The 18,652-nt window shown below is 44.6% G+C and carries 13 protein-coding genes; 9 read left to right on the top strand and 4 right to left on the bottom strand.

What is annotated here, in order from left to right; all coding sequences use genetic code 11:
* Positions 1-76: 76 nt before the first annotated feature.
* Positions 77-883: a substrate-binding domain-containing protein gene (locus AB6E52_RS10470; protein WP_017077255.1), complete on the bottom strand. Its 807-nt coding sequence runs from the start codon at positions 881-883 to the stop codon at positions 77-79.
* A gap of 303 nt (positions 884-1,186) precedes the next feature.
* On the opposite strand from AB6E52_RS10470, the gene AB6E52_RS10465 reads away from it, so the two are divergent.
* Together AB6E52_RS10465 and AB6E52_RS10460 are read left to right on the top strand one after the other, a co-directional pair.
* Positions 1,187-2,650, top strand: a complete 1,464-nt coding sequence (locus AB6E52_RS10465) for a sigma-54 dependent transcriptional regulator (protein WP_029235435.1) — start codon at positions 1,187-1,189, stop codon at positions 2,648-2,650.
* Positions 2,640-4,667, top strand: coding sequence for a cache domain-containing protein (locus AB6E52_RS10460; RefSeq protein ID WP_102320207.1), 2,028 nt, complete (start codon positions 2,640-2,642; stop codon positions 4,665-4,667). The genes AB6E52_RS10465 and AB6E52_RS10460 overlap by 11 nt, the downstream gene beginning before the upstream one ends.
* Before the next feature lie 368 nt (positions 4,668-5,035).
* Here AB6E52_RS10460 and AB6E52_RS10455 read toward each other — a convergent pair whose 3' ends face one another.
* Complete coding sequence (locus AB6E52_RS10455; RefSeq protein ID WP_017059614.1) at positions 5,036-5,923, bottom strand: mechanosensitive ion channel family protein; 888 nt, start codon at positions 5,921-5,923, stop codon at positions 5,036-5,038.
* A gap of 1 nt (position 5,924) precedes the next feature.
* Positions 5,925-8,270, bottom strand: coding sequence for an ATP-binding protein (locus AB6E52_RS10450; RefSeq protein ID WP_102320205.1), 2,346 nt, complete (start codon positions 8,268-8,270; stop codon positions 5,925-5,927).
* 462 nt (positions 8,271-8,732) lie between these two features.
* Between AB6E52_RS10450 and AB6E52_RS10445 the strand changes: the two genes are divergently transcribed.
* Positions 8,733-10,316: an ABC-F family ATPase gene (locus tag AB6E52_RS10445; protein WP_009846736.1), complete on the top strand. Its 1,584-nt coding sequence runs from the start codon at positions 8,733-8,735 to the stop codon at positions 10,314-10,316.
* Between the two features lie 222 nt (positions 10,317-10,538).
* Here the strand turns inward: AB6E52_RS10445 and AB6E52_RS10440 are convergent, their stop codons facing one another.
* Positions 10,539-11,360, bottom strand: a complete 822-nt coding sequence (locus AB6E52_RS10440; RefSeq protein WP_017068189.1) for a formate dehydrogenase accessory sulfurtransferase FdhD — start codon at positions 11,358-11,360, stop codon at positions 10,539-10,541.
* Positions 11,361-11,757: 397 nt separating this feature from the next.
* On the opposite strand from AB6E52_RS10440, the gene AB6E52_RS10435 reads away from it, so the two are divergent.
* From AB6E52_RS10435 to AB6E52_RS10410, 6 genes are all read left to right on the top strand, one after another.
* Positions 11,758-12,219 (top strand): DUF3305 domain-containing protein, encoded by a 462-nt coding sequence (locus AB6E52_RS10435; RefSeq protein ID WP_017059618.1) that lies wholly within the window; start codon positions 11,758-11,760, stop codon positions 12,217-12,219.
* On the top strand, positions 12,209-12,892 hold the full coding sequence (locus tag AB6E52_RS10430) for a DUF3306 domain-containing protein (protein ID WP_102320204.1): 684 nt from the start codon (positions 12,209-12,211) through the stop codon (positions 12,890-12,892). The genes AB6E52_RS10435 and AB6E52_RS10430 overlap by 11 nt, the downstream gene beginning before the upstream one ends.
* A 299-nt stretch (positions 12,893-13,191) precedes the next feature.
* Positions 13,192-14,859: a 4Fe-4S dicluster domain-containing protein gene (locus AB6E52_RS10425; protein ID WP_102320203.1), complete on the top strand. Its 1,668-nt coding sequence runs from the start codon at positions 13,192-13,194 to the stop codon at positions 14,857-14,859.
* Between the two features lie 9 nt (positions 14,860-14,868).
* On the top strand, positions 14,869-15,507 hold the full coding sequence (locus tag AB6E52_RS10420) for a molecular chaperone (protein WP_017059621.1): 639 nt from the start codon (positions 14,869-14,871) through the stop codon (positions 15,505-15,507).
* A 78-nt stretch (positions 15,508-15,585) separates the two neighbouring features.
* Entirely contained in the window at positions 15,586-15,786 is a 201-nt protein-coding gene (locus tag AB6E52_RS10415) for a twin-arginine translocation signal domain-containing protein (protein ID WP_008217926.1), read from the top strand.
* Positions 15,787-15,796: 10 nt separating this feature from the next.
* Positions 15,797-18,652, top strand: coding sequence for a formate dehydrogenase subunit alpha (locus AB6E52_RS10410; RefSeq protein WP_017063869.1), 2,856 nt, complete (start codon positions 15,797-15,799; stop codon positions 18,650-18,652).

Here is an 18,652-nt window from a genome sequence, read left to right as displayed (position 1 = left end):
CGTAGTGCTAATTGGAATTAGTACTTACAACAAACCATTCTCAGCTTGTTATAAACGAATCTACGCTGACGAAAAACTACTCTGCGCTCGCTACAAACAGCTGTTTGCCATGCAGTTTAAAGTCGTTAATCAGTTTCTGACCTTTAGGGTTCACCAACCAATCACTGAATACTTTCGCAGCTTGGTAGTTAATGCTTGGGTAGCGCTCAGGGTTAACCAGAATCACTTGGTAAGGGTTGAAGAGGTTCTTGTCACCTTGGAAAAGGATTTTAAGATCCAATTTGTTTTGGTAAGCCAACCAAGTACCACGGTCTGTCATGGTGTAGCCTTGCATCTCTGACGCCATGTTCAGAGTAGGGCCCATGCCTTGACCAACACTGCGATAACCACCGAAGTTTGGTTCCATTTTAGTTTGTGCCCAAATACCCATCTCTTTCTTATGAGTACCAGAGTCGTCACCACGAGAAACGAAGGTCACGTTATTGTTCGCGATTGCTTTGAACACATCAGTCACTGCTTTTTGAGATTCGATCTTCGCTGGATCGCTTTGAGGACCAACAATGACAAAGTCGTTGTACATCAGCTTGCGAGGTAGAACCCCGTAACCTTGTTCAACGAAATTCGCTTCAGCCTTTGGTGCGTGAGTCATCACTAGGTCTACATCGCCATTCTCACCCATGCGAAGTGATTTACCTGTACCCGCCGCTAAAACATCAACTTTGATACCAGAATCTTTTTCGAACTCAGGTAATAAGTAGTCCAGTAGACCAGAGTGATAAGTACTTGTGGTTGTCGCCAACTTAATATGAGTGGTGTCTTCCGCGCTGCTAGCCGTGTAACTGACGATAGATAGAGCTGCAATAGTTAGGGGAATTGCTTTCATTATTATTATGTCCATTCTGTTATAAATGAATGACATGCCTTCAGTTTTAAAGGGCTCAAAAAAGGGCATGTGCATAAGACGCTAATTGATGTAATTAGAAATCTACACCTTATAAGCAATCTTAATGCCAATAAATCATGCATCAGATCTCATTAAATTGCTGTTATTTCGGACAAAACTGCGTCATTTAGCCCTCTAAAATGAATCAAAACATGAGCTAGGACAAAATGTCGCACATTGTCCCTGTTGGAGAAAAGGTTAATTGGTACACTCTGTCCCAACTTTTCTCACCGGCTAATCATTATGTCTTTACCTAGTTCATCTGCATCCAATCTCAACCCGAACACATTGACTCAGTATCAGGCCTTTTCCGTTTTGGTCGTCGATGATGAATTGGGTATGCAGGCTATCTTAAAGAAAGCACTAGGTAAGTTCTTTGGCAAGGTGTCGAGCGCAGGGTCGGTTGAAGAGGCTGAAACGCTGCGTTCAAGCGAACATTTTGATCTGATTGTCCTTGATATCAACCTACCAGGCCGCTCTGGCATTGAGTGGGAAGAGGCGTTTAACGACAACGACAAACGCGCCGATGTGATTTTCATGACGGGTTATGCCGATCTAGAGATGACCATATCCGCGCTTAAGCTTGGTGCTTCAGATTTTATTCTTAAGCCGTTCAACCTCGAACAGATGATACAAGCGGTTCTGCGTTGTATGGATAAGCGACTTGATCAAAGAATGCAGTATGCGTTGAAGCGTGATGTTAGCCGTCATATCAAGACCGAATTGATCGGCAATTCAGACAAAACTAAACAGCTTAAATTGCTGATCAGTCAATTTGCACCGTCAAGAGCATCCGTTCTTATAGAAGGTGAGTCAGGTACGGGTAAAGAGTTAGTTGCTCGTGGTGTACATGAAGCCAGTAAACGCACAGGTCCATTTGTGCCAATCAACTGTGGTGCGATTGCTCCAGAGCTTCTAGAAAGTGAACTGTTTGGACATACATCAGGCGCATTTACTGGTGCGAAGAAAAACCGTGAAGGTCTTTTCCGAGTCGCAAGTGGTGGCACCTTGTTCCTTGATGAAATTGGTGAAATGCCACTGCCAATGCAAGCTGCATTGTTACGCGTGTTAGAGCAAAGAACCATTCGTCCAGTCGGTAGCGAGAAGGAAATTTCCGTTGACGTACGAGTGGTGGCGGCGACCAACCGAAATCTTCAAGAAGAGGTCGATAAAGGGCACTTCCGCCGCGATCTGTTCTACCGACTCAATGTACTTAAGATTGATGTGGTGCCATTGAGAGAGCGCCCGTCAGACCTGATTGAACTTGTTCCATACTTTACTCGTCTTTTATCGAGCGAGCTTGGCATGCCAGTTCCAAATTGGGCACATGAAGATATCTTGGCGTTGAACGAATACGAATGGCCGGGAAATATTCGTGAACTTAAAAACTTAGTCGAACGATGCATTCTTTTAGACAAGCCACCAGCACACTATTGGCGCGAGATTAATGGTGATCCTGTTCCCGCTAGCATTTCAGTGACGGTGTCACATGGTGCGGAAATGCCAAACTTGAATAATGCAGACGCTGCCGAGGGTTATCCAAACACTTGGACACTCAAAGAAGTAGAAAAATCTCATATAGAACAGCTGGTTAGTTTTCATGATGGCAATAAATCGGCAGCTGCAAGAGATCTTGGCGTCGCACGTAAAACGCTAGAGCGTAAGTACAAAGATTGGAACACAGAAGGCTCTGAATATGCCGATTAGACGTCGTTGGTGGTCAAAGTGGGCGTTCCGATTCAAAACCATGGTTCGCTACCGATTATTATTCCTAACATCAGCTCCGATCATTCTGACCTTGTGCGCGCTTGTGGCTATCACACTGTATTGGTCAATACGTTACACGTGGCAGGGCGCTCTGATTGATGTTGATGAACGCTTGGATGTTGCCGATAACAGTATTCACCTGATCCAAAATCAGCAAGCATACAACGTTCGTGCGTTCGCCGAGTCTTATAACTTTCGAACCAAACTCGCGAGTGATCTTTCACACGAAGAGCTAACTCGCTGGGTGTCTGAGAACAAATCTCGCTATGAGCTCGATTTTCTGCGTTGGCGCAGTGTCGAGAGCATGGAAAAGAAACTCGAGTATCTAAACTTAACTCACAAGTCTTCGTTTTTCAGTGTCTTAAGCCGTAATGAACTCAATTATCTCGATCGTGACCTCGCTAAAAAAGCGGAAGTTCCGATGCTCAACGGGCAAGAGGTCGAGACTCGAGGATTGGTAAGCCGAACCGTTGTATCCATCAAAGATGAACATGATCATGTGATTGGTTTTCTGGATGGTGGGATCTTACTGAATAACAGCACTCAACTTGTTGACCAAATCAGTAACCTTATCTATCCACAACGAGAAGGGTTTAATCGTCATATTGGTACGGTCACGGTCTTCCTTGATGATCTTCGTGTCAGCACCAACGTGCCTTTGAGCAGTGAAGACAGTGTAGGGCGCGCCATTGGTACACGTGTTTCTCACGAGGTTCACTCGAAAGTCTTGAATGAAGGTAAAGAGTGGCTAGATCGAGCGTATGTTTACGATGCTTGGTACATCACAGCTTACCAACCAATCCATGACCAGTTTAATAATGTGATCGGCATGCTTTACACCGGTTATTTGATTTGGCCGTTGATAGAAACCTACTTGACCAACCTTGGCGAAATTAGCATTACCATTGTGTTGCTGTTGTTGGCATCCGGTTTGATCGTTCACCGTGGCGCGCGTGATCTTTTCAACCCAATCGAACGCATTCATAAAGTGGTGAAGCTAGTACAGATGGGTCAAGACAAACGAATTGGTACGCTAGGTTTAGATGATCAACACGAACTGACACTGCTCGCTAAACAGTTCGATAAGATGTTGGATCTACTGCACGAGCGTAATCAAGAGATTCAACAAGCGGCGTCTGAACTAGAGTGCAAAGTGCATTCTCGTACCGCGAGTTTGAAAGAGAAAACTGAAGAACTCGAACTGCACATCAAGCTTCTCAATCAAGCCAGAGATAAGCTGGTGGTCAATGAAAAACTGGCCGCGTTAGGTGAATTAACGGCAGGTATTGCTCATGAGATCAATAACCCAACCGCCGTGATTCTTGGCAACGTTGAACTGATGAAGTTTGAACTGGGCGATGAAGTGAGCCGTGTAGATGAGGAAGTCCACGCGATCATGGAGCAGATTGACCGAATTCGAAATATCACACGAAGCCTGCTTCAATACAGCCGTCACGGCGGCGTACAAGACGAAATTACGTGGCAACATATCAACCCAATAGTGGATGAAAGTATTACGCTTGTAAAAACAGGTGCGAAGAAGAAAGGCATTGTGTACGTATCGCAGCTGAACGCTAAAACCTCAGTCGAGGTCAATCGAAACCAATTGCTACAGATTCTGGTTAACCTACAAATGAACGCGATTCATGCAATGGACGGTCAGGGCACGTTAACCATTTCGAGTGAAGACTGGGTTGAAAATGGTGTGTCTCATGGCGCTATCGTTCATGTTCAAGATGAAGGCTGCGGTATTAAGGAAGAACAACTGAAACGTATCTTCTCGCCTTTCTATACCACCAAACGAGATGGCACGGGCTTAGGGTTGTCAGTATCTCAGAGTATCTTGAGCCAAACTGGCGGCGAGATCCGAGTTGAATCGGAGGTAGGTAAGGGAAGTTGCTTTAGTATCTATCTTCAACAGAAAGCGACACCTCAATTGCTTGTATCAAACCTATAAGTTCTAAGAACTCATTCACTGATATTATCATCTGATAATATTTCTAACGCGCTTGGGCTATTACACGAACGTTTTAACCCAAGCACGAAAATTCTGCACTACTAATCTATCGCAAACCAAATCTCAACTCGCTGCAAATGAGGTACTCCAAGCCTCACAATCGCTCGCAGAAGACAGTCAGAAAATGGCGAACACTACAGAACACCTTACTGAGCAATTGAAATACTTTAAGGTTTAGCATCAATAGGACTATTAGCTTAAAGATAAAAAGCTCATAAAAAACACCTCCGCACTTGCGATAAGTTCGGAGGTGTTTTTATTTATGGCTAGTCATTTGCTATAAGCAACAAACGTCTAAAGCATCAAGCCTAATGCGCCGCTACTGAAATTTTCGGTGGGTTGATGTTGTGCTTCTTAAACTCTTTCATCACACGCAAAGTAATGTCGGTTTCAAACAGCTTCTCATACGCAGTATCCACAACGTAAGCCTTACAAGTTAGCTGTATTGCTAGGTAGTTATCGGTAATCGTCTGTTTAACCAAAACCGTTACAGGTTTCGGCAAGTGGATATAACGACTTGAAGACGCCGCTTCTTGAATCAGATCGCGGGCTAGGGTGATGTCTTCATCCATACCAACGTAAAACGGAATCACCACCTGCATGTCCAACGCACCGTAGTTACCACTGGTGGTCACTTCATTTAAGAACTTGTTGTTCGGAATGGTAATGATGTCATCGTTCAGGGTTCTCATTCGCACTGAACGCAAACCAATGGTAATGATATCACCGTAGTTGCCTTCGAACGTGACGCGGTCACCAACTTGAAAGGGCCTATCAATCATTACCGTGATGCCCGCGATGAATGAAGCTGCCAAATCTTTAAGCGCAAAGCCGACTGACACGGCGAGGGTACCACCAATCAAAGCCAGTATTTGGTCGTTGATTCTAAAGCTCATCATGAACACGATAAGACCTGTGCTCACATAGATAAAGAACTGAGTAAACGACTGCAGTTTCTGTAGCAGCATTCGGTATTGCACGAATTGGCTACCAAAACTGGTCACCATCGAGTTGATAAACTTAAGCAGTAACCACATCGCAGCAATAACGATCATGGAGAAGAACACGCCGCTCCATCGCACTAGACTCGCTATCTTTGAGATGTTTTCTACATTGGCTAACTCTTCCGTCGCAAAGATCGGGAAACTGACAGCACTTGCCAAGCCAACAAATAGTAGGATAAATAACTTCTTCATTTTACTTCACCAGTAGATGTTGACGGTCGAGAACGTTAGTAATGTGGCGGAACCAGTGCTCGGAAATTCGAGCCTTTTCTTCATGCCAACCAATATAACCACGGCTTTCAAAGTAACGCAGAATGCCGGTTATCTCAGCCGTGCTTAGCTGCGTACAATCAGACAAGACTTCCGGAGACGCGATTTCCAACTGCACGATAGAACGAAGCACAGCCAGCATAGGTTTTGGCATGTTTTCTAGTTCTTGTGCTTCTGGAACATGGAACAAGCGCACCACGGCTTGATCGGTATCTTTGTTTCGATTCAATGAGAGTCGGAAGAAGCGCAACGCAACGGTAGGGTTACCATCAGAGTAATGCCACAAGATTCGGTAGAAGCCTTGGCGTGCGCGATCTTCCTCGCTCATGTCATCTTGGTCCCACTGTTTAGGCACCACCAAACCATCAAACGATAACGGCTTCTCAAGCTCCGTATTAATACGGCTATTTAGAAGCTCACCGACTTGTTTCTCTGTCCAACGCGGAAGGAAACACACCAAGTCAAACAGCAAACGTTCGCCACGCGCTCGATCGACAAACCGCCAGCTTGATTTGGCGATCGATATCACGACACGGTGGTTCTTTTTAGAACGACGCAGTAGATTGGTTAAACGTATCAGATCAGACAAGCCGCCAACCATTGGCTTAACTAGACGTTGTGCATTATCGATCGCAATCAAGTACGTGGTCTTGCTTTTACGAAGGTGAGCCAAGATCTGAATCTCAGTCGCTTTCTCTTCCAAGCCGATGCTCACCGCTAGATGCGCTAACAGCTCTTGATAACCAGCGTAAGGGCAACTTACGTAGACAGGTTCAGCGTTAGAGACTTTGTGCAGCAGGGTATAAAGCAGCGTTGTTGCGCCCACACCACGTTCACCTGAAACAATACAGATAGCAGGGCTGTCTGACATCAAGTAGCGAGACAGTTGCTTAACCTCATCACCGGCGTAATCAATCAGCGTGCTGTCGATATTACCCGGAAGAATGTATTCATAGGTTTGATCGCCTTTGATTCGAACCAAGTTTTGCTGATTCTTATCAAGGTCAGACTGTTTAGCAACTTCAATTCTAAATAGATAAGCTAAGGCCTGGCTAAACAAAGTGTAATTGGATAGCAGGGCCATAATTCGATGTTGAAAGTTGTAAACACTCAACCACACGATGCCAATGGCCGTCGCCAATATATTAAGTAAGAAGGTATCCTTGCGGTTTACTGCCCAATTCACCCAAACCGGGCGATCAGAGATGTGTTGCAACGTATCGAAGACCTTCGCTCTCCATAGTCTGAGAACTGAGATCGTGACCAGCACAAACCAGAAAAACAGAGCGCTGTAAATCCAGCTGTAAATCGTACCTTTGCCTAGCGTAATACTTGATATCTGGAGAATCACACCCGCAACGATGAAGCTCCACACGTAACGACGAATAGTCGATAGGCGTAGTGCTATCACTTCTTGATTTGATGTACGACCTAAACGGTAGGCAAATTCCAAAATAAAGCTGATGGCAATCGAACCACCTAGAATCCACCAAGTGAAGATCTCCAGGAAAATCAAATGTTGAAGACTAGGGATACTAGAAAGCACTCTCAATGACAATGTGATGGCAATTAGCCAAGCAATCGCACGATCAGCGCGGCTGATATACCAAATCACGCGAACCAGAAAAGGAGGGTTCGTTTTCGCTTCAAGAAAGTTAATTCGAAACAGTTCAATCAAGCGGGTGCTGTTGGCAAGCCACCACACTAAACCGAAGTAGATGAATAACACTTTTAGTGAGGCACCAATCACTGGCACTGGCGAAATAAAGATGTCTTTAACAAGCGCTTTAAAGCTACGAATTTGGAAATAAACAAGATACTCAATGTTGAGCTTGGTTAATTCCCACTCTTGCTTAAATTGAGTTACGCCGTAGGGGCCAAAACCCGTTAGGCGCTCTTTATTAGCGGAATTCGTCTGCTCTAACAGGTGTTGCTTGCTCACATTCAAGCTATTCAAAGTGACGTAACTGGTTTGAACGGCAAACCATTGATCAGCGTCGTTGTTCGCTCTGTAGGCTTTTATCTGTTGCTCGAAGGTTTTGATTTCCTGCTTTTGAACTTGTAGCACTTCAGCGAGCAATATATTGACTTGGCGTCTGTCCGACGGTTCCATAAAGAGGGGGTCGGGTAACGAATCAATTCGATCATCGAGATCAACAGCAGAATCGGATACCTGCGGCTGAGATTGTAAGTCATATTCCAAGTTGGCATGACTAGGCCAAGAGAGAATGGCCAAAGTGAGGATTAAGAAGCGCGATAGTGAACGCATAAAAGTCTCTTAGAATTATGAGGTTAGGATTACTATAGTTAGATAATCTGACTTTGTGAAATCCAACCCCGTGTCGGGGGCGAGTACTTTATTCCTGTTTCGAGCGATTTTGTCATGAAATTGTCAGGGATTAGGCTAGTATTTGAGCATCTTTATTATGTCTTCTGTTGCGTTGATCGGGTTGGCTTTTACTGTGACCAATCAGCATACGATATATTCAATGGTTGGCATGATTTGGGACGTTATATACCGCCCATTATGGTGCGCTGTTCGATATTTTGTTTTTCCTTAAAATCGACGGTTTTACGGCGATAAATAGAAAACCAAAAATGTGAGTCAGTTCAAACTATGATTTGGCTAGGTTATCACTCACTTAATGGCCAGTAATTGCAATCAATACTTGCAGTTAAAGCCCTGAACAAGTAACGTTGCGGCGTTTTTCACATTAAAAAGGTAATGGCATTGATCTCCACAGCAAATATCACCCAACAATTCGGCGCTAAGCCACTTTTCGAAAATATTTCAGTTAAGTTCGGCGAAGGCAACCGCTACGGTTTAATCGGCGCGAATGGCTGTGGTAAATCGACGTTCATGAAGATCCTATCTGGTGAACTTGAGCCAAGTGCTGGTAACGTAAGCTACGATCCAAACGAGCGCGTTGCTAAGCTAAACCAAGACCAGTTTGCTTACGAAGAATTCACGGTAATCGACACGGTTATCATGGGTCACAAAGAGCTTTGGGCTATTAAGCAAGAGCGTGACCGCATTTACTCTTTGCCAGAAATGAGCGAAGAAGACGGCATGAAAGTGGCTGACCTTGAAGTTCAGTTCGCTGAAATGGACGGCTACATGGCAGAAGCTAAAGCTGGTGAGCTTCTTCTAGCGGTAGGTATTGAAGAATCAATGCACTTCGGTCTGATGAGCGAAGTAGCACCGGGTTGGAAACTTCGTGTTCTATTGTCTCAAGTACTGTTTGCAGACCCGCATATCATGCTTCTTGACGAACCAACGAACAACCTGGACATGGACACCATCAAGTGGTTGGAAGATACGCTAAACCAACGTAACTGCACAATGATCATCATTTCGCACGACCGTCACTTCCTAAACTCTGTTTGTACACACATGGCTGACCTTGATTACGGCGAACTTCGTCTATTCCCAGGTAACTACGATGAGTACATGACGGCTGCGACTCAAGCTCGTGAGCGTCTACTGTCTGACAACGCTAAGAAGAAAGCACAAATTGCTGAACTTCAAACGTTCGTATCTCGTTTCTCTGCTAACGCATCTAAAGCGAAGCAAGCAACGTCACGTGCTAAGCAGATCGATAAGATCCAACTAGACGAAGTTAAAGCGTCTAGCCGTCAAAACCCATTCATCCGTTTCGAACAGTCTAAAGAGCTATTCCGTAACGCACTTGTGGTTGAAAACCTATCTCAAGGTTTTGAAGAAGACCTATACAACAAGTTCGACGGTATTTTCGAAGTAGGTGAGCGTGTTGCTATCATCGGTGAGAACGGTGTGGGTAAAACAACACTACTTAACACACTAGCTGGCGCTCTTGAGCCTCGCACAGGTGAGTACAAGTGGTCTGAAAACTCAAACATCGGTTACTACGCTCAAGATCACGCACACGATTTCGAGACAGACATGAACTTGTTTGATTGGATGAGCCAATGGCGCCAAGAAGGCGAAGACGAGCAAGTTGTTCGTGGCTTCCTAGGTCGTATGCTATTTGGTCAAGACGACATTAAGAAATCTGTAAAGGTTATCTCTGGTGGTGAGCAAGGTCGTATGCTTCTTGGTAAAATCATGATGCATAAACCAAACATCCTGCTAATGGATGAGCCAACAAACCACATGGATATGGAATCTATCGAAGCGCTTAACTTGGCTCTTGAGAACTACAAAGGCACATTGTTCTTCGTATCTCACGACCGTGTATTCGTAGACTCGCTTGCAACTCGTATCCTTGAAATCAAAGATGGCAAGATCAACGATTTCCGCGGTACTTACGCTGAGTTCTTGAAAGCACGCGGCTAAGCTTTAAGTTAGCCTTAGTTTTCAACTCTATGCGTTGGAAATTAAGCTATAAATTGAAAATTAAAAACGCCGTCATACTAAAAAGCATGACGGCGTTTTTGTATCTAGCTAAGTTTCTATGTATTTATCCTTGATGGGTCACTAACTATTTACATCAGAACTTTACAATTAGAAGCGGTTAGTGAATCACCAATCAAACCTACGCTTTTTTCCGACTGCTGATTATTCACCTTTCACATCAAAGTCAATCTTGTCTGCACCCGTGAACACTTGGAAGCGTAAACCTTTAGCGCGAGCAATCGTAGTGATGCCGAACTTCTGCGCTAAATCTAAGCCCATTTGTGTAACGCCAGAGCGTGACAGTAGAACAGGGATTCCCATCTGCGCAACCTTAATCACCATCTCAGACGTTAAACGGCCTGTGGTGTAGAAGATCTTATCTTCACCTGTCTCTTTGTTAAGCCACATCTCACCAGCCAATGTATCAACGGCATTGTGTCGGCCAACATCTTCAACAAACGATAGAACCTTGTCGTCTTTGCAAACAGCACAGCCATGAACCGCACCCGCTTTCTTGTAGGTGTCGTTATAATGAGTCAGCGCTTCTAGAGCCGTATAGATTTCAGATTGCTTAATCTTGGTTTGAGGCACTTGGTAATCTTCCAATTGCTTCATCACGTTGCCATACATGGTACCTTGGCCACAGCCAGAGGTAACTGTCTTCTTCTTAAGCGCTTGCTCAAGTTGGCTCGTATCTTCTTTGGTGATAACCGCTGCTGAGCTGGTTTCCCAGTCGATGATGATTGATTCAACGGCTTCTGGATCAGAAAGGAAGCTTTGGTTTTTCAAATAACCCAAGACTAATGCTTCCGGGCGTGAACCTAATGTCATTAGAGTTACGATCTCTTTCCAGTTCAACATAACGGTAAGAGGGCGCTCGCACGCAATTTGTTTCGTTAGCTTTTCGCCATATTCATCAAACACTTCAACTTCGATGGTCTGAAGTGGGTTTTCACTGGTTTTTATTATGTTTGGTTTTACCACAGTCACGTCCTACTTAATGAGATAGCGATTATAAGGGATAAGAAGTTAGGCAAGAGTCATCATACGACTCTTTAGAATACATGCGTTCTCTGTCACTTAGTCAGTCTTAGCTTTAACTCAAGCATTTAGCAATTCTCATTCCAAAATAACGGGGATTGATGGAAACATGAAGCATTAGATTAAAATAGCGCAAAATATGAGAGTTCACCGGGTGGAGTTGTCTGAAATAACCAGTATCGACTAACGTTATAGTGACAACTTGATAACGAACGCTATAGATACGCTCTCGCAGTTAATCCGTATTGGCGTGTTTATTGCTTTATGGGGTGTATATGAATGCACACAGTACAAAATGTCCTAAGTGCATTCAGACCAAAGAAAATCAATTGGGTGAAGTATGTCTGAGATAAAAGAATTCAAAGAACAATATGAAAAAACAGAAGCAGCTTGGCCAATCGGTGTCCAAAGAATAGAGAAAGAGATCAAAACTGGTATTTGGGTAACAACTCAATGGGAACTCATCGGTTTTGAATTATCACCTGAACATGAAACCCCAGACGTATGTTTGCTTCAGTTGCACAAAGACGAACGTACCGACTACCGCTTCAATCTAAGCTCTCAGCAACCTAAGCTATTCTTAGTTATGGATAATGTTGACTCCGGTAAACCTATTATTCAATTACTGACAGCATCACAAACAGTCGCAGGCCAATACATGGACGGAGATAACCAAGTATTGTCTTACGACATGCCATTGCCTGTACAAGCTTGGATGGAAGCATTCATCGGTCGTCATGGCGAGTTATTAGAAGCAAGACGTAAGAAACGTAAAGGCGCGGGTCGATCAAATGGCAACTAACTTTTTTAGCCGTTGGTCTCAACGAAAGCTTGATGAATCAACCGACCAACCTTTAGAAGCGCAACAAACGCTTGAGGAAACTGAGCTTACTTCCACTGAGGCTTCGTCTGCTGCTTCATCTATAGACGCAGAAACATCGGAGTCACTAGAACGTGGAACTTTGGAAAAAGAGTCTCCAGAACACGCTGTCGATTCTCAAACTATTGACTCTCAGGAGATAGCATCAGAAACGACTGAAGACTTGTCTGTTGCTCAATTATTGGTGTCAGAAGCTTCAGAAAGCGTAAAAAAAGCGGCATTGCGTAAATTATTCCTCTCAGAAGAATTCAACGTTCGTGATGGTTTAGATGATTACGACGACGATTACAGTAATTTGAAGTCTCTTTCTGAAGGGGTTGCGGAAACCTTGCGTGATTGGGTTAAAGACAAAACGGAAGAAGAAACTGCGCCAGAAGAAGAGCAAATCATTGATAATAAAGACGAAGGTGAAGTTTTAGAAAATTCTGAAAGCGATCTTGAGGTATCTGATAATAAACTTGAAACGTCAGAAAGTGCCGAAATAACCGAACAAGAAAAAGAACTGTATAAAAACACAGTATCGGATAATAACGCTACAATGTCAGACGAAGCAGACCTGAAAGAGGTGGGACAAAATATACCACACAAAGAATAGGTACATTTTGACTAAACACTCAATGAACCGCTTGCGACAAAATGTCCCAAGCGGTTTTTTTATACGCACAATAAACGTTATATAGGATTAAATCACTGAAATATAAGGCATATTAAATTGGCATGGCATTTGCTAAATAACGTTCATTATCAACTTTTTTGTAGATAGACGAGTTCACGGTCTGACGAACGACACACTGGCTAAAGGGTTAGTTGTTAACGGATTACTCAGCAAGTTCTCTCTCGCTTACTACAATAAAGGTTGAACAGATTATCCATGTCCAAAGATGGAACTGAGCAATGCTTAAACAATTATTAGAACAAGCAAATTCAAATAACGCTAAAGCAAGACTGTATGCATTTGAAAATACAGTTGAGTTAACAAATCTGATTCCACCTACTGTTAGCTACGAAAGCGGCGGTAATACACTTGTTATTGGTCCAACTGCGATCATTGAAAGTGCTGCGGCTCAATTACCTCAGTTAACAAGCCTAACACTGCTTTCGACAGATGGTGTGAAGGCAACGAATACTGAGTCAGAGCTTTACTACGCAAATGCTGTTCAGGTTTCAGGGTTCCTTGGTACGTTCGAAGTTCTAATCGAAAACAAAGGCCGAACCAACAACCTTGCAAAAGTAGCAATCAATCATGACTGTTTTGATGTGGTTTTGGACTTATGTCTGAATAGCTGCATGACTGAAGAAGTGCCTGTTCCTGGTTATTACCCAGTAGGTCGTGGTTATCCAAAACTGGCTGAAGCGTTAGAAGAAATTCCTACGTTAATGGGCACGTTTGATAAGCCTAAGTTCTTCCGTTTGGACACAGACCTATGTGCACACAGTTCTCGTGGTGTTAAAGGTTGTGAGCGTTGTGTTGATGCTTGTCCTGCTGGTGCACTTTCAAGTGAAGGCTCAGATAAGACGGGTCATAAGATCGAGATTAACCCTTACCTATGTCAAGGCGTGGGTACGTGTGCAACGAGCTGTCCGACAGAAGCTATCTCTTACGCATTACCTAACCCTGACGATACTCAAAAATTCATTGAACGTACGCTAGCTAACTACGAGCAAGCGGGTGGTCTGGATCCAATCGTACTTATCTGTAGCTCACGTCATGAGACTTACAACGTGATGGCTCTTAAAGCGCTACCAGATAACGTGATTCCAATTGTCGTAGAAGAACTGCCATCTATTGGTATCGATACTTGGTTTGCAGCTTTAGTTAATGGCGCAACTCAGGTTCTGTTTGCCGCATCTCGCTTTATGCCAGAAACGATCATTCGAGTTCTGAATAACGAAGTAGGGATCGCACAAGAACTGCTAGACCAAATCGGTATTCCAAAAGAAACCATCGATATTCTGTACTTAGAATCTCTACGTGAAGGTCCTCCAACACTTTGTGTGGATTCATTCGACCTTGCACTTGGCGATCTTCAAGGCAACAAGCGCCAACGTCTATTTACAGCACTTGATGCGATGTCTTCAGCTCGTATTCCTGTTGAAAATATTGTTGAGCTTCCGTCAAACGCACCTTACGGCAACGTTTCGTGTGAAAGCAAAGATTGTACTTTGTGTATGAGTTGTGTGGCTGTGTGTCCGACACGTGCGCTTCATACCGACGGCGCGTCTCCATCACTTAAGTTTGTAGAACAAGACTGTATTCAATGTGGCTTGTGTGAAAAAGCATGTCCTGAAAATGTTCTGACTCTAACGCCTCGCATGAATTGGGTTAAAGAAGAGCGTCAGAAGGCTGTTGTAATTCATGAAGAGAAAGCAGCGGAATGTATTCGTTGTCATAAGCCATTCGCACCTCAGTCTATGATTGACATGTTACAGAACAAGTTACGCGGTCACTCTCACTTTTCAGATGAAGCAGCGATTAATCGTATTGCTATGTGTGAAGACTGCCGTGTGGTGGATATGTTCGATTCAATGGCTCAAGACCCATTGAAACAATTGAAATACTAGGAGTTAGCCTTGGAAACGAATTTGGATCAGGCACAAGAACAGACACTAAGAACTGAGATCTATTTGGTTCTATCCGCACTGTTTCGCAGCGCACCTTCTGAAGAGGTGATCGACTTTCTAAAAACACTCGATATTGAAGCGTCTGAAAGCGCAATGCAAAAGGCTTGGATTGCCATTCAACAAGCGGCAACAGAATCAAACCGTGAAGCTCTTGAAGACGAATATCAAGATTTGTTCATCGGTATTGGGCGTGGAGAAGTCGTTCCATTTGGTTCTTGGCATCGCACTGGCGCCATGATGGAAAAACCATTGGCAGAGATTCGTCATGACTTAGAGCTTTTAGGCATTGAGCGTGACGATCAAGTGAAAGAGCCGGAAGATCATATCGCAGCACTGTGTGAAGTGATGGCGATGCTAACGGCTGAAGAAGAAGCACTGCAACAGGCGGTATTCAATAAGCACCTTGGCCCTTGGTTTAACTCTTTCACGCGTCAGCTTGAAGGGGCAGAAAGCGCGAACTTCTACAAATCGGCCGCTCAACTGTGTGAAGCATTCTTAACGTTAGAACAAGTGCGTTTTAGCGTGAATACAAAAAGCAGTAAGCACAAATTAAAGATTGATGTGAAAAACGTCACTGATTACGAGTAATCGAGCAGTACGCGATTATATCGATAGAGGGGCATTAAGCCTCCAAAAAAAGATCTACCGTAAGGTAAGGAAGCAATGATGAAAGATAATAAAGATATAAATACAAGCCGTAGGGATCTACTCAAAGGCTTGACGACTGCAGCCGTTGCTGGTGCCGTTGTCGCTGGTACAACTAAAGTGGCAACCGCTTCAGAAACTGTTGAAATTTCGAAAGAAGACGTGAAGAAGACAGGGTATCGTGAGACGCAACACATTCGCGATTACTACGACACACTTTAGGAGATAACGGATGAAACTTGTCAAACGCTCCGATAGTGTGAGCAAAGAAACCAATCAGCTAGGTGTGTCTCGACGTGCCTTCATGAAAAACACTTCATTAGCTGCTGGTGGCGCAGTGGTAGGCGCAAGTCTATTTGCACCAGGTATGATGAAGAAAGCACAGGCTAAATCAGTCGATCCAGAAGCGAAAACAGAAGTGAAACGTACTATCTGTTCTCACTGTTCTGTGGGTTGTGGTATCTACGCTGAAGTTCAAAATGGCGTATGGACAGGTCAAGAGCCTGCATTCGATCACCCATTCAACGCTGGTGGACACTGTGCGAAAGGTGCAGCACTTCGTGAGCACGGCCACGGTGAACGTCGTCTTAAGTACCCAATGAAATTGGAAGGCGGTAAGTGGAAGAAGCTTTCTTGGGAACAAGCGATTGAAGAGATCGGTAACAAAGCGCTAGAACTTCGTAAAGAGTCTGGCCCTGATTCAGTTTACTTCCTAGGTAGTGCGAAACACAGTAACGAGCAAGCTTATGCATTCCGTAAGATGGCTTCGCTTTGGGGCACCAACAACGTTGACCACCAAGCACGTATTTGTCACTCAACCACAGTAGCCGGTGTTGCGAACACTTGGGGTTACGGTGCAATGACAAACTCGTTCAATGACATGCACAACTGTAAATCGATGCTGTTCATTGGTTCAAACCCAGCGGAAGCTCACCCAGTAGCGATGCAACACATCTTGATCGCGAAAGAGAAGAACAACTGTAAGATCGTTGTTGCGGATCCTCGTCGTACGCGTACTGCTGCGAAATCAGATCACTACGTTTCTCTTCGTCCAGGTTCTGACGTTGCGTTTATCTGGGGTGTGTTATGGCACGTCTTTGCAAACCAATGGGAAGACAAAGAGTTCATTAAACAACGTGTATTCGGCATGGACGAGATCCGTGAAGAAGTCGCGAAGTGGAACCCAGCAGAAGTTGAACGCGTAACTGGTGTTAGTGAAAAAGACGTATACCACACCGCGAAACTACTTTCTGAAAACCGTCCGGGTTGTATCGTTTGGTGTATGGGTGGTACTCAGCACACGACTGGTAACAACAACACACGCGCTTACTGTGTACTTGAGCTTGCGCTAGGTAACATCGGTAAATCAGGCGGCGGTGCAAACATCTTCCGTGGTCACGATAACGTACAGGGCGCAACTGACCTTGGCGTACTGTCAGACACACTTCCAGGCTACTACGGCTTGTCTGAAGGTTCTTGGCGTCACTGGTCAAAAGTTTGGGATATCGACTTTGACTGGGTGAAAGGCCGTTTCGACGACAACGCATACGGCGGTCAAAAACCAATGAACAGTGCAGGTATTCCTGTATCTCGTTGGGTTGATGGCGTACTTGAAGACAAAGACAAGATTCGCCAACGCGAAAACATCCGTGCCATGTTCTACTGGGGTCACGCGGTGAACTCTCAGACTCGTGGTCCAGAGATGAAAAAAGCGATGCAGAAGCTGGATATGATGGTTATTGTTGACCCATACCCAACGGTTGCAGCGGTAATGAATGATCGTACCGACGGCGTTTACCTGCTACCAGCAACGACTCAGTTTGAAACCTACGGCAGTGTAACGGCGTCAAACCGTTCTCTACAGTGGCGTGACAAGGTTGTTGATCCTCTATTCGAATCTAAACCTGACCACGAAATCATGTACCTGCTTTCTAAGAAGCTTGGTTTCTCTGATCAGCTGTTCAAAAACATCCGTGTTGAGAACAACCAACCACTGATTGAAGATATTACACGTGAATTCAACAAAGGTATGTGGACAATCGGCTACACAGGCCAAAGCCCTGAGCGTTTGAAAGAACACCAACAGAATTGGCACACATTCCACAAAACGTCTCTAGAAGCAGAAGGCGGTCCAGCAAATGGCGAGACTTACGGTCTACCTTGGCCATGTTGGGGCACACCAGAGATGAAACATCCGGGTACACACATCCTTTACGATACGTCTAAGACGGTTGCTGAAGGTGGTGGTAACTTCCGTACTCGTTTTGGTGTTGAGTTTGAAGGTCAAAGCCTACTGGCAGAAGACAGCTACTCGAAAGGCTGTGAGATCAAAGACGGCTACCCAGAGTTCAGTGACAAACTACTGAAACAACTGGGTTGGTGGGATGATCTAACTGCAGAAGAGAAAGCGGCTGCTGAAGGCAAAAACTGGAAGACTGACGTTTCAGGTGGTATCCAACGTGTGGCAATTAAACACGGCTGTATCCCATTTGGTAATGCGAAAGCACGTGCGATTGTTTGGACATTCCCAGACCGTGTACCACTGCACCGTGAGCCACTTTACACGCCACGTCGCGACCTAGTTGCTGATTACCCAACGTGGGACGACAAAGAAGCTATCTTCCGTGTTCCTACGCTTTACAAGTCGATTCAAGAGCAAGACAAATCTGGCGAATACCCGATTATCCTGACCTCTGGTCGTTTGGTTGAGTACGAAGGTGGTGGTGAAGAAACCCGTTCTAACCCTTGGCTAGCAGAACTACAGCAAGAGATGTTTGTTGAAGTGAATCCGAAAGATGCAAACGACATCGGCTTTAAAGACGGTGACGATGTTTGGGTTGAGGGTGCAGAGAAGGGCCGTATTAAGGTTAAAGCGATGGTTACACGTCGTGTGAAACCGGGTCTGGCATTCATCCCATTCCACTTCGGTGGTAAGTTCCAAGGCGAAGATTTGCGTTCTAAATACCCAGAAGGCACTGATCCTTACGTTATTGGTGAAGCTGCTAACACAGCAACCACATACGGTTACGACCCTGTCACGTTGATGCAGGAAACGAAAGTAACCCTTTGTAATATTCGTAAAGCGTAA

It is taken from the genome of Vibrio sp. 10N.247.311.13, assembly GCF_041467595.1.
Taxonomy (GTDB): Bacteria; Pseudomonadota; Gammaproteobacteria; order Enterobacterales; family Vibrionaceae; genus Vibrio; species Vibrio crassostreae_C.
The sequence above is the reverse complement of the archived record's forward strand: the minus strand, read 5'-3'. Positions and strand labels throughout refer to the sequence as shown.